At 46.7% G+C, this 12,511-nt stretch carries 8 protein-coding genes; 5 read left to right on the forward strand and 3 right to left on the reverse strand.

The annotated features are described in order from the left end of the window. Positions 1 to 1,061: 1,061 nt before the first annotated feature. The 3 genes from TSUB_RS16310 to TSUB_RS16320 all read left to right on the forward strand — a co-directional run bounded on the left by TSUB_RS16310 (position 1,062) and on the right by TSUB_RS16320 (position 6,644). On the forward strand, positions 1,062 to 3,038 hold the full coding sequence (locus TSUB_RS16310; protein ID WP_087025418.1) for a replication initiator protein RctB domain-containing protein: 1,977 nt from the start codon (positions 1,062 to 1,064) through the stop codon (positions 3,036 to 3,038). A gap of 156 nt (positions 3,039 to 3,194) precedes the next feature. Then, the gene (locus tag TSUB_RS16315) at positions 3,195 to 5,450 is read left to right on the forward strand and encodes a patatin-like phospholipase family protein (protein WP_087025414.1); all 2,256 of its coding nucleotides are present in this window, start codon (positions 3,195 to 3,197) and stop codon (positions 5,448 to 5,450) included. A 252-nt stretch (positions 5,451 to 5,702) separates the two neighbouring features. Next, positions 5,703 to 6,644, forward strand: coding sequence for an alpha/beta fold hydrolase (locus TSUB_RS16320; RefSeq protein WP_087025412.1), 942 nt, complete (start codon positions 5,703 to 5,705; stop codon positions 6,642 to 6,644). 45 nt (positions 6,645 to 6,689) lie between these two features. On the opposite strand, the gene TSUB_RS16325 is transcribed toward TSUB_RS16320, so the two are convergent. The 3 genes from TSUB_RS16325 to TSUB_RS16335 form a co-directional block, all read right to left on the reverse strand. After that, a complete protein-coding gene (locus tag TSUB_RS16325) occupies positions 6,690 to 7,226 on the reverse strand; it encodes an outer membrane beta-barrel protein (protein WP_087025409.1) in 537 nt (178 codons plus the stop codon). Positions 7,227 to 7,304: 78 nt separating this feature from the next. After that, a complete protein-coding gene (locus TSUB_RS16330; protein ID WP_087025406.1) occupies positions 7,305 to 7,700 on the reverse strand; it encodes a glycine zipper family protein in 396 nt (131 codons plus the stop codon). Positions 7,701 to 7,886: 186 nt separating this feature from the next. Beyond that, entirely contained in the window at positions 7,887 to 9,053 is a 1,167-nt protein-coding gene (locus tag TSUB_RS16335) for a glutathionylspermidine synthase family protein (protein WP_087025403.1), read from the reverse strand. Between the two features lie 420 nt (positions 9,054 to 9,473). Here TSUB_RS16335 and TSUB_RS16340 point away from each other — a divergent pair, with 420 nt between their 5' ends. After that, complete coding sequence (locus TSUB_RS16340) at positions 9,474 to 9,809, forward strand: hypothetical protein (RefSeq protein WP_087025400.1); 336 nt, start codon at positions 9,474 to 9,476, stop codon at positions 9,807 to 9,809. 216 nt (positions 9,810 to 10,025) lie between these two features. Next, positions 10,026 to 12,467 carry a beta-mannosidase gene (locus TSUB_RS16345; protein ID WP_087025397.1) on the forward strand — a complete coding sequence of 814 codons (2,442 nt, stop codon included), beginning with the start codon at positions 10,026 to 10,028 and terminating at the stop codon, positions 12,465 to 12,467. The last annotated feature ends 44 nt before the right edge of the window (positions 12,468 to 12,511 follow it).

The raw sequence follows: 12,511 nt of genomic DNA on the forward strand, positions 1-12,511 counted from the left end.
GAATAACTCACCTCAAACAATGTTACCCTCATTGTACAGCATACTAAGCCTCATACAATGTTTTGCTGTACACTTATTAAATTCCGTTCAAATAACCAACAAGCATCACATTTCCAATTGGGTGTACAAATATTCACCAATCAAGTAACAACGCTGCGATACATTTTACTTATCATCACAAAGATGAACTCATTAGATTTAAAATAGTACAACGTCACTTTTTTACAATGTAAATCATATTTCATCGGAAGCATGAAAAATAGCACTGAAACTACGGCCAATGTCATTCCAATTAAATTCGAGTTCAGCAGACTGATCGCTGCAATCTTATTCGCTACTAATGGATTTTGCGTTGTACGGAAACAAAGAAGAGAAATTCATCAAGCGTCATCCAAGATGAATGTGACCGGAAGCATGAAAAAGTATTCACCACTTACGGAGAATGCATATTCAATTTTACTGAAATGTGTTGTTTGAGGTCTGACACTGCGTTTTTTGAGCCATGGCTATGATCTGAGACGTTATGGCGTGATTCTGTGGTAAGCCTTGATCATCCTTTCGTGACTATAACTTGATCATCGTTCCTACTACCGAAGGGAAATCATGGAAAAATGATCAAGGAAGCGTTGCGATACCACTACTATCAACTTGATCATGCTTTCGGTGCTATTTTTCACGCAATTTATACACTCAAAAGCGGCACCCTGTGGATAAGCATGTGAATGAGTGTTGAATACAGCTTGATCATACTTCCTAAACACACTTGATCACTTGTTCGAAACGACAATGATCATTGTTTCGAGAGCGTAATGATCATCTTTCCCTGTATCTCATGATCACACTTTCGAAAGGTTTTTGATCATGCTTTCGAAAACGTGCATATTTTAAGTTCGTAAAAACAAACACATAGAGACTTATCCACTGCCAGATCAATTGATCACTTTAAACATTAAGATCAAAATTAAACAATAAGATCAGTTAGATAAAAACAGCAAAAGATCTTTTCTTTTTAATTGATCTATTAATCTTCGGAAATATGGCGGAATTACGAAGATTTGCAAATGGAAAGCCCACTCGATACTAAAATTCTTATACCCCTTCCACGTACACACAAAGATGGGCACCTTTTCCAAATTCCACCAGCATTGATTGATTGGCTTCCGCAGTATCAGCATTTTAAAGGCGTGACGAAAAGCATTATCGAGCTACTGAACCTCATTTCTTTGCGAGGTTTGTCGTCACCAGACGGCATTGTTTCCACAACAGAACTCGTTGAAGCGACCGAAGGACAGCTCACGCGAGCAGCCATTCAACAACGCTTGCGAGCAGCCGTCAATATCGGTCTCTTCAAACAACAAGGTGTGAAATTTGAAGAAGGATTAGCAGGCAAAACCATGCTGCATCACTTTGTTAATCCAACGCAGTTGGTCTCGCAGCTTGGTTCTCATGTACTCAATTCCGAACAACATCAGCAAAAGCAAAAACAAAAAAAATCAAAGGCGTTAGCACAAACGCAGGTTAATCGCCGTCTGCTTAACGAGCACGGCCTAGGTATACCGCCGACAATGCCTGATGAAGCTGATCAATTCGTGGTGTCACCGACAAGCTGGGCTGGGATCATTGATCAAGCGCTCGCGCCACCGAGAACACGTAAGAGCTATCAAAAATCGATGGTCGCTATCTCCGGAACCAAGGCGATCATCGAAACACGATCGTCAAAGTCGATCATGACGGTCGATGATCTTATGACGCTCTTTGCACTGTTTACCCTAACCGTTCAATATCATGAGCATCATATTTCAGAATATGAGTTACAGAACAAAAGGTTAGACAATAAAACGCCCGTTTACATTACGGATGTTTTAGCATTACGAGGCAAAAAAGACAGCGGTCCAGCACGAGATTCAATACGTGAAAGTATCGATCGTATCGAGTTTACGGATTTCCAATTGCATGAATTGACGGGGCGTTGGCTAAGTGAAAACATGCCGGAAGGATTTAAGTCGGATCGATTTCGATTTGTTGCGAGAACCATCACGGCTTCTGAGGAAGCCCCGAGAGAAGGCGAAGATGGATCCATAAAGATCAAGCCAAATCTCTACATTCTGGTCTGGGAGCCTTCTTTTTTCGAAGAGCTTCTGACGCGCGATTATTTCTTTTTGTTCCCGCCAGAAATTCTGCGTCAACATACCATGATCTTCCAACTCTATACCTTTTTCCGGAGTCGTATGTCTCGTCGACTGAATGATTCCATGCTTTTAAGTGAGCTAAATCAAAAGCTTGCGAGGAATATTGAGTGGCGGCGCTTCAGTGTGGATATGGTACGTGAGTTAAGAAAGCTCGCGGAGCACCAAGTCAAAGAGGGTGTCTTTACCGTGAACCTTTGGGGGTATCACTTAACCATATTGCCTGATGAAGACGATAAGAAGTACCCAGATTTTCGGATTGATATCAAGTGCGATCCTGATGAGGTGATTCGCTATTGCCGAGCAAAAACGACCAATCAAGGGAAACGCACCCTTGCCCCTACGCTACCAAACCCGCTTCGCAACGAAATATTGCCAAAGCAGCAGCTTGATCAACTTTCCGAGATCATTGATGGTGAGTTCGAGCCAATTCAACGCAAAGCGAAGCGAACACCGGGCCGACTTGGGCGTCGTGTGAAGCTCCGTAAACACCTTGTCGAGATCAACGCTGACGAGTTGACGATAGTGCTCTCTAAATATACCTCTGAAGAGGCCCTCAAACGCTCTATAACCGCGTTAGCGGCTTTAACTGGGCATGGGGTAGCAGCAATCACTGAAGAGTGTCAGGGCTATTTAGAGAAGCTCGATTGGCTACGCGTAGGGGAAACCAAACTTAGCTACGAGTTATTAAGTCAGGTTGTCGAAACCTATAACAAGCAAAGCGAACAACGGCATTTGTCGATAGAACGTCTGATCTCCGGTTTAGCGGTAAGGCGCAAGGTCTCTAAGTTGATCTTGGAAGGGCATTACAATCAGCAAGTGATGAATGCCCTTGATGAGATCGCCACCTGATCACGAAACGATGATCAAGGAAAACCCCATGCGTTGGCGTGGGGTTTTTTTATTGCCGCAGTTTCATCGTTTGTGTTGTGTATGAGTATGCTTTTTATTGATGAACACGTTAAGCTAATGTGAGTTCAATACAATCGCTAAAGGATTGATCTCTTGATGTACAGGGAAAAGAAGCATTCACGCGCCATGATCATCGTTCTAGGCGCCTTGATCACGTTTCCGGGATGGGCTCGTGACTCTGTTGGATTGGTACTCAGTGGGGGAGGGGCGAAAGGCGCAGCGCATATTGGCGTGCTTGAGGTGCTTGAAGAAAATCGCATTCCCGTCGACGTGATTACAGGCACAAGTATGGGCGCGTACGTGGCTGGGATGTATGCGATGGGGTTATCTGCCGAAGAGGTGAAGCGTCGCACTTTCTCGATCAATTGGACCCAAGGTTACAACGATCAAGTTGGGAGGGAAGCGATCTCTTTGCGCAGAAAGTCACAAAGTGATCGTTATCAGCTTCGTACCGAGATTGGCATTGATCTCAATGGTGAACACAAAATTCCTTCGAGTGCGTTTCAAGGCCATGCAATGGCACGCATTTTACGCGAAATGACGCAAAATCTACCTGCCTTATCGAGTTTTGATCAGCTCGCGATTCCTTATCGCAGTGTGGCGACCGATATCGAATCCGTGACTCCTTTCGTGCTTAAAGAAGGGAATTTGGCATTAGCAATGCAAGCATCGATGACGGTGCCGGGCGCGTTAAAGCCTGTTGAACTGGAAAACCGCGTGCTGGTAGATGGTGGTATCGTCAATAACATGCCCGTCGATCAAGCCCAGTTGCTCGGCGCTGAACATATCGTTGCCGTCGACTTGCGGGATGCCCTTTATAATCGCGAAGAGTTGCAATCTGGTTTCAACATTGCGGGTCAATTGATTACTCACATGACCAATATGGGGAGTGATACTCAGGTCGCCTTGATGTCGCCGTCTGATGTTTATATAAAGCCGGATGTCAGCCATATGACGGCGGTGGATTTTGATCAGATGACATCAGCGTATGCTGCAGGTCGCGAAGCCACTGAAGCGATGTTGCCTCGGCTCTTAGCATGGCAACTCTCTGAAGAGGATTACACCGCATACCAGAAGAATAAACTCGATCGTCGTAGCCAGCTTTTCGCGAATAGTGCTTTTTATATCGACAAGATCGAGATCGTGAACAACACCAGCCGTTCTGATCAAGCCATCGCGTCTTTGCTCGATCTTCAAGGTGGCGATGTGCTGTCAACTGACGCTATTGAAGCCGCACTCGATCGTCTTTATGCCCAAGAAATTTTTGATCGGATCACCTATACAATCGAGCAGAATGAAGGCGAGAATCGTCTAGTCGTTGATGTGAATGAAAAACATTGGGGACCGGGCTATTTAAACTTTAAGCTCGCCATTGAGGACGATTATGCCAGTCGCTCTGAGTTTTCGATTGGCGCTCAATATCTCTACACAAATCTTACTGACAAAGGCGGTGAGTGGTTAACCGAGGCTGACCTTGGTAGTTGGAAGCGCTTTTCAACCGAAGTGTATTTACCTTTAGATTATGAGCAGCGATATTTCACCGCTGCGGGGCTCAGTTGGCATAATGAATTTCGTCGCTTTGGACAAGTTGATCCGACCCAATTGGCAATCGATATCCCTTCGTCCGCACTCATTTATGATACCGAGTACAGTGAATGGCGCAGTTTTGCAGAGTTAGGATGGAACTTTAGTCCGAGTATTCAAATGACGCTCGGTGTGGAAGGGAACACCGGTAACTACGACGTGTTGAATGTTGCGTTTAGTCAGGATGTCTCCCACTGGGGAGGGTACGCCACGTTTTTGGCGGATACTTTAGACAATCGCTTTTTCCCAAAAGAAGGGGTTTATGCTGCGGTGAAGTTAGGGCGAAGCCAGATCCATTCTGATATCGGTGACGCTAAGAGCAAGCACTATGCCTTTTATTACGACACTGAATGGATTAAACCCTTTACTGCTGGTCGTCACTCATGGGTTGCTGGACTCACCTTTGGAGGCTCGGAGTCTGATGAACCGCTACCTGTGCATGTGAAAGACCTCGGTGGTTTGTTTAACCTGTCTGGCTATAGTCGTTATGAACTCAATGGTCGCTACCGTGCCCTCGGTGTTGTGAAGTATAAGTACCGCCTTGCTGAAATTGACTACGGCTTCGTTCAATCTGCGCTGTACATTGGGGGCTCGCTGGAGCGAGGCAACACTTGGAATCAGAGCAGCCAGATAAGCTGGGACAATGCGATTGCGGCTGGCAGTGTCTTCTTGGGGGCGGACTCTTTACTTGGTCCGGTATATTTAGGCTATGGGCAGGCCGAGAATGGCGTCTCATCAATGTATTTTTATCTTGGAACGCATTTTTGACATAGTGTTAACAAATGAGTGTGCTGAGTTGCATATATTGGCTTTGTCCTGAATAAGCAATTCAAAAGAGTGCTTACTTCCCCCGGTAAGCCTTTTGTTCAGTGATGGTTTTATTGGCGAGCCTACCCCGGCTCGCTTTTTTTTTTGCGATTTAAACGTGTCTCCCACTCCTTTGCTGTTTGTCTTGCTATGTTCATCGGGGTAGTTTATTGCTATTCGCAGAGCAAACCGTCTTCTAAGTAAGGACTTAACGTGACACTTTACAGTGTAAATTCTGACCTTTCCCCAGCTCCAGCGTGTTTCAACGGTATTGATGTTCGATTTGAAGCGCTCACCGTGTCTGATGATGTGACTCTTCGAGTCGCCATAGCGACGCCAAAGGTGATTCGTGGGCGCGTACTTCTTCTTAATGGCTTTACAGAGTTTATAGAGAAGTACACAGAGACATTGAATGATTTGCTGGAGCGAGGATGGGAGGTAGTGACGTTTGACTGGCGAGGGCAAGGACTTTCGACACGTTTTCATGATGACCCACATCGCGGATTCGGAATTACGTTTGCCGCGCAGTTGGCTGATCTTGCTCATATTTATGCGGCCTATTTTGCTGACTATAGCGGTAAGAAGTGCCTTATCGCCCATTCGATGGGCGGACACATGGCACTGCGGTATCTTTCACGCTACAGCGGCCATTTTGATATCGCCTATTGCCTAGCCCCTATGGTGGCACTGCCCCTCCCAAACTGGCTTATTTCGGTTGTCGCACAAGGGTATATTGGGCGTGGAAAGGGCGATGGTTATGCGTGGGGAGAGGGGCCAATGGATGACCGAGATGGCCAGCAGGTGGATCGACTGTATAACAAGCTCTGTCATGATCGCGCTCGTTTTTCAGCTTGGTTTACATTGGCAACCAAGATTCCGGCATTTCGCATGTTTGGGCCTAGCTGGCAGTGGTTACAGGAAGCCACAGCAAGTATGGATCTGCTTTGGGAAGAGATTGCGTACATTGACACGCCAGTTGTTTTGTTTACGGCTGGAGAAGACAAGATTGTTAACCCGAATCGCTACCGGCAGTTTGCTGAGAAGAGTGCACAAGTCAGGCTTGTTGAGCTCCCTAACAGCGGGCATGAAATTTTGTTTGAGACAGATGATATTCGAGGGGTTTTTTGGCAGCAGTTTGACAAGGCGTCTTTTTAAACTGAGTCGTTTCGCAAACGGCAGCCCGAGGGCTGCCTGTTTTGATTAGAAGCGGTAGTCGATCGAAAGACCAAAGGTCGCGTCGTTTTCTTTTTCTAATTTTACAAAGTCAACCGTTTGGCTGCCGTCATAGCTACTAAGGCGCATGTTAATACCAAAATCGAGCTGCGGGGCCATGTGATAGACAGCACCAAATTGAATGCCGTACTGTAGCGCAGAAAAGTCATAGTCGATGCGGTTATAGTAGTCGTCATACATTTCAATCCAACGCATACCCAGGTGTGCACCCACGTTCGCCGACCATTGCGCATTCAAAGGAATCATGTAGTCATAATGCGCGATCATACCGAACTCATCGGTATCAGCCCCGCTCCACTCTAACGTTCCGGTGATACGGTGTTGTTGGCCAAAATAGCTACCAAATCGAAACTGCGTCATGAGAGAGTCATCAGGCACTCCCGAAATCCAACCGACTTTATAGTCTGAGGCCGAGCGTGCGATCTGGCCGCCAATGAATACGTCAGAGGCAAAAGAAGGGGCAGCCACAGCAGCGATTAAAGAGGCAAGGAGAAACTTTTTCATTACAAATTCTCTATAAAACAATGTTCAATAAAAAGGAAAAATAACGCTGAAATTACGTGTTTAGGTTGATACTGCGCGTTAGTCGCGCAGATCAAAGACGTCGTAACCTTTGCTTGCTAGACAGCGGCGTAATACATAGCTTTGGTCGTGCGTGGCTGCCATTGCACCAGCACCTGCGCCAGACGCCGCACCGAGTGTGCCGCCGGCAACCGCGCCAACGAGTGCGCCTTCAGCGGCATTGTCGGCAATAAAGAGACCTTGGACGGCACCCAATGCCGCGCCAGTAATACCGGCATTTACAGCTCCGACACGTGCAGCTTCACCTTTGTCTACTTGTTCTGCATAGAAATGACACTCTTCCATATCTTGCTGAAATTCTTCAGCTGACTTGTCATGGGGACCAACGATAGGGGCTTGGTTATACGCGCATCCTGCGAGTAGAAGGGTTGCTAATAAAACGATGTTCTTTTTCATGTCGCGATAACCTGTTCATAGTTGAGATGAAGCAAATGTACCCTTTTAGTGAACAGTGTTCAATACTAGATTGAAGTCAAAGAAAACGCCTAATTGAACACTGTTACAATTAGGCGTTATGTTTATATAAGATCAATGGGTTAGGGCGTTTATTTTGATACGGGTGACATATCTTCTTACACTTGGCTAATCAATGATAATGTGCGGCAGATAGCGAGAGTAGTCTTGCGTCACTAAGGTACAGTCTTCACGTATTGACATACCTGCAGGTTCGTCATTGACCAACCAACTCCCAATCAATGCGTAGTTATTGCCAAATTTTGGCAGCGGGTGGAACTGTTGGATAATCGCCCCTTCTTGGCCATAGGGGCCTTCGGTTTTCATCATCGACTGGCCTCCTCGCACTATCTCAATATTCGCGCCTTCGCGAGCAAAGAGAGGTTTAACGACATAGTCAGAGAGCGTTTTTGCTTGTGGGTCATCCGCAAAATAGGCGGGAAGCAGGTTAGGGTGGTTAGGAAACAATTTCCAAAGCATAGGTAAGAGTGCTTTATTGGAAATAACCGATTTCCAAAGAGGTTCTAACCAGTTGACCTTGCTCGAAGCAATGTGAGTCGAGAATTTCTCTTCAAACATGAATTCCCAAGGGTAAAGTTTGAAGAGCCAGCGAATGGGTCTGTCCCTGAGGTCAGTAAATTCGCCTAAGGTATTGATACCAATATCTTCGATAAAGACAAAAGCGGTATCAAGCCCCGCATCATCGGCGCAGTCTTGCATGTATTGCACTGTGCCTCTGTCTTCTTCCGTGTCTTTACAGCAAGCAAAATGGAGGGTTTGTCCGGGTTGGTGTTTAGCTAGCTCAGCAAAGCGAGCGATGAGTAAATCTTGTAGTAAGTTGAACTGATCGCTATCACGACGCAGTTGGCCATTTTGAACGCAGTCTTCGAGCCAGAGCCACTGCCAAAAGCCCGTTTCGTATAGCGATGTTGGCGTGTCGGCATTGTTCTCGTAGAGCTTTGCAGGCCCTGAACCATTGTAGGCAAAATCAAGTCGGGCATAGAGAGATGGGTCCTTACGCTGCCATGAATCCAAGATCGGCTGCCACATGGCTTCAGGTATGCAGAACTTGCGCATCAACTGCTCATCTCTCACTACTTTATCCACTACATCTAAACACATTTCATGTATTTCAGCGGTGGGTTCTTCAATGTCCTGTTCGATTTGCGCCAAGGTGAACTGATAATAAGCGCTTTCGTCCCAGTAAGGCTCTTCGTACATGGAGTGGAAGCCAAACCCATATTCCGCAGCAAGGGTTTTCCAATGTGAGCGGGGTTTACTGTCGAGGCGGAGCATAACGTCATTCCATTGTTTAAATTCGCAAAAATACTAACACAGTTCCCTATTGGCAGAACTTAATCTGGTTGCGATGTGCCGCATTTTTACACTGTAAATTACGATTTTCTAATAGGGGGAGTTAAGAGCGATAGAACGACCAAGACAGTGTTGAATCTTAACCTTGGGTCGAAAGATAGCGAAAATAGCGATGTAAGTGAGCGCCAATACATGGTTAGCATGAATAAGGCCAAGGTAATGATTTATTGATCTTAGTCGCTTAACAATTTGATGTTTTTGTCGTGCTGATCGTGGAAATTTGTTGGTACAGACACAATGGCATGATGCTTTGAGAGGTGTTTCGCAGATGATGGCGAAAAAGTGTACCTAGGCATCGTGTAGCGCCATTATTAACAAAAAGCATGCTGAGTTGGAGTGAAAATGAAACGGTTCTGGGTGTTATCGATCTGTTTGTTGTTGATAACGGGGTGCTTGAGTAAACAGCTTCCTATCCACAGCTCGTCTATCGGGGGCTTGTCTGCACACGAGGTGCCCAATCAAACACAGACGACTGTACGTATCACCGGTATTGTGATGGACAGTGGTTTCGTTCTTGTTGAACATGAGGTAACCCAAGAAGCGGATGCCTTAATCATAAAAGCGCAAATCAGTGACGGTGTGGATGGGCGTCCCTCATTTGAAATTGATGTGGCGGTACCCGAGGGCGTATCCAGCGTTCGGTTTGGTTTAGACAAACGCGAAATTTGGACGCGTTAACCCTCCAATAAATTATTGTGAAGAGCACCTACGAGGTGCTCTTTTTGTATTGCCCCCCGCTTTCTGGCAGATTCATTGTGTTGATAAAAGTATGATCAATCTCTGCTTTTCATTGATGATTCCCTATCGAGTGATTGAAGTTTGATTTAGGTTACTTCTGCATGCTTGAAGTGTGGCTTAGTATGTTTTTTTCAGAGAATCATAAGCGGAAATCCAATGAAAAAAGCCTTTACTTTGGATGGCGGTTGGCAGCTGCAATCCCTGTCCGATCCAACACTGACAGCTCCGATTACCTTACCGGGCGATGTACATTCTGCGTTACTTGATGCAGCTTTGATCCCGCACCCTTATTGGGGATGCAATGAGCGTGACGTTCAATGGGTTTCTGAACATGATTGGCAGGTCAGTCGTGAGTTTGAGGTTAGTGAAGATCTGCTGACGGCTTCGGCGATAGACCTGTGTTTGCAGATGGTCGATACCGTCGCTGACGTTTACATTAACAATACGCCAGTATTGGCTTGCCGCAATATGTTTCGCCTATACCAACAGGATGTTCGTTCGATGTTGGTGGCGGGTAAAAATCACATTCGTATCGTCTTTAAGCGTGCAGATTTGGAAGCGGCAGAACGTGCCTCTGCGCTTCCTTTTCCCGTCCCTTGGGCCGTAGGCAATAACCAAGTCCCTCATATGAACACCTTGCGAAAAACCCAATGTCATGCGGGGTGGGATTGGGGCATTTGCTTAATTGCTGCTGGCATTTATGAGTCGATTGCGTTGATACCTCGTCAACAGTGTCGATTGCAAAACACGACGACGACACAAACTTGGACAGAGGATGCTTGTCGGCTCGATATCGCCATTGAAGCTACCTTGCTGGCAGAGAGCCCGGTAGCGGTGGAAGTGTCGTTGACATCACCAGCAGGGGAACGAATTATCACGACGGGGACGCTCACGGGTGAGACCCTTCGCGTGAGTTTGGATATCGATTCACCTTGTCGATGGTGGCCTGCTGGTTATGGCGAACAACCCCTCTATACCTTGTGTGTTTCAGCGGATGGACAACAGATTGAAAAGCGCATTGGCTTGCGTGAGCTCGTGTTAGAGACGCTGGATGATGAGGTGGGGCAGTCGATGACGTTTGTTGTTAACGGCGTTCCCATTATGGCAAAAGGCGCGAACTGGATTCCATTGGATGCAATGCCTGGCACACACTCGCCTGAACGATACCGCCAGCTTCTCGAAGATGCGGTAGACGCAAACATGAACATGATCCGAGTTTGGGGGGGCGGTATGTATGAAAGAGACTGCTTCTATCAGCTTTGTGATGAGTTAGGTTTGCTGGTATGGCAAGACTTGATGTTTGCTTGTGCGCTGTATCCTTCGACAGACGCGTTTCTTGATGATGTTGAGCTTGAAGTGGTTGATCAGGTTCGGCGTTTGCGGGATCACGCCTCGCTTGCACTTTGGTGTGGGGACAATGAAGTGATTGGCGCGATCGGCTGGTATCCTGAATCGCGACAAAACCGCGAAAAGTATGTCGTGAACTATGATCGATTAAATCGCGTGCTTGAACAAGCCGTAAGGCGAGAAGATCCAAGTCGCCGCTTTTGGGCGAGTTCCCCTTGTAATGGTGAGCTTGATTTTGGTGATGCATGGCATGATGACAACAAGGGTGATATGCACTTTTGGGATGTATGGCATTCTGGGAAGTCGTTGGATGCGTACCATTCCATTAAACCCCGCTTTTGCAGTGAGTTTGGTTATCAATCATGGCCATCGCTACCGACGGTGAAAACGTTCGCTGAACAAGAAGATTGGAATGTCACCTCGCCAACATTCGAGCAGCACCAGAAAAATGGCCGTGGAAACAGCATTATTACTGAAATGTTCACGCGATACTTCCGATTCCCAGCAAGCTTTGCCCAAATGCTCTATTTAAGTCAGGTGCAACAGGCGTTGGCGATCAAAACGGCCAGTGAGTATTGGCGAGCCAATAAGCCAATTTGTCGGGGTATTCTCTATTGGCAGCTAAATGATTGTTGGCCAGTCAGTTCTTGGTCGAGCATTGAATATACTGGGCGATGGAAGCAGCTTCACTACCATGCTAAACGTTTCTTTGCGCCGCAACTCGCCACCTTTGTGAGTGATGAGCAAGGGGTGCGAGTGCAACTCGTTAACGATGCGAAGGAGGCCGTATCTTGTCATGGTGTGGTGCGCCATATTGATTGGCATGGTGTGTGTCGCAAAGAGTGGCGAGTTGACGTTGACGTGGCTGCGGATGGCAATGAAACCGTGTGGCAGTGTGATACCGCGCAACGAGAAGCAAATCTGGGACAAGGCTTTTATCATGTCACATTGCAGTGTGACGATGAGCATATTGAAAACACCTGGTTTGATTCGCTCTTTAAGCAGCTGCCGCTGGTAAAGACAGAGGTTTTCGCAACCGTGCGCGAGACGGAGCAGGGGGTTGAGGTTACGCTGACCGCAGACAGTCCCGCATTTTTTGTTACGCTTGAATCAGAGTATACCGGTCGCTTCAGCGACAACAGTGTCACCTTACTTCCCAATGAACCCAAAGTACTCACCTATCATGGCCCAGAAAGTGCGGAAGCTTTGCAGGCTTCTTTAGCGGTTTATCACCTCGCAGCAAGTTATTGAGTCAGTGCTCTCTGCGCACGTTGGCAGAGAGCACGGCTAACTAG

The sequence above is a fragment of the Thaumasiovibrio subtropicus genome, from assembly GCF_019703835.1.
GTDB lineage: Bacteria > Pseudomonadota > Gammaproteobacteria > Enterobacterales > Vibrionaceae > Thaumasiovibrio > Thaumasiovibrio subtropicus.

Bases quoted from the DNA above. Each gene is read 5' to 3' on its own strand.
- TSUB_RS16310 (WP_087025418.1), top strand. From the start codon at position 1,062: ATGGAAAGCCCACTCGATACTAAAATTCTTATACCCCTTCCACGTACA.
- TSUB_RS16315 (WP_087025414.1), top strand. From the start codon at position 3,195: ATGTACAGGGAAAAGAAGCATTCACGCGCCATGATCATCGTTCTAGGC.
- TSUB_RS16325 (WP_087025409.1), bottom strand. From the start codon at position 7,226: ATGAAAAAGTTTCTCCTTGCCTCTTTAATCGCTGCTGTGGCTGCCCCT.
- TSUB_RS16330 (WP_087025406.1), bottom strand. From the start codon at position 7,700: ATGAAAAAGAACATCGTTTTATTAGCAACCCTTCTACTCGCAGGATGC.
- TSUB_RS16335 (WP_087025403.1), bottom strand. From the start codon at position 9,053: ATGCTCCGCCTCGACAGTAAACCCCGCTCACATTGGAAAACCCTTGCT.
- TSUB_RS16340 (WP_087025400.1), top strand. From the start codon at position 9,474: ATGAAACGGTTCTGGGTGTTATCGATCTGTTTGTTGTTGATAACGGGG.
- TSUB_RS16345 (WP_087025397.1), top strand. From the start codon at position 10,026: ATGAAAAAAGCCTTTACTTTGGATGGCGGTTGGCAGCTGCAATCCCTG.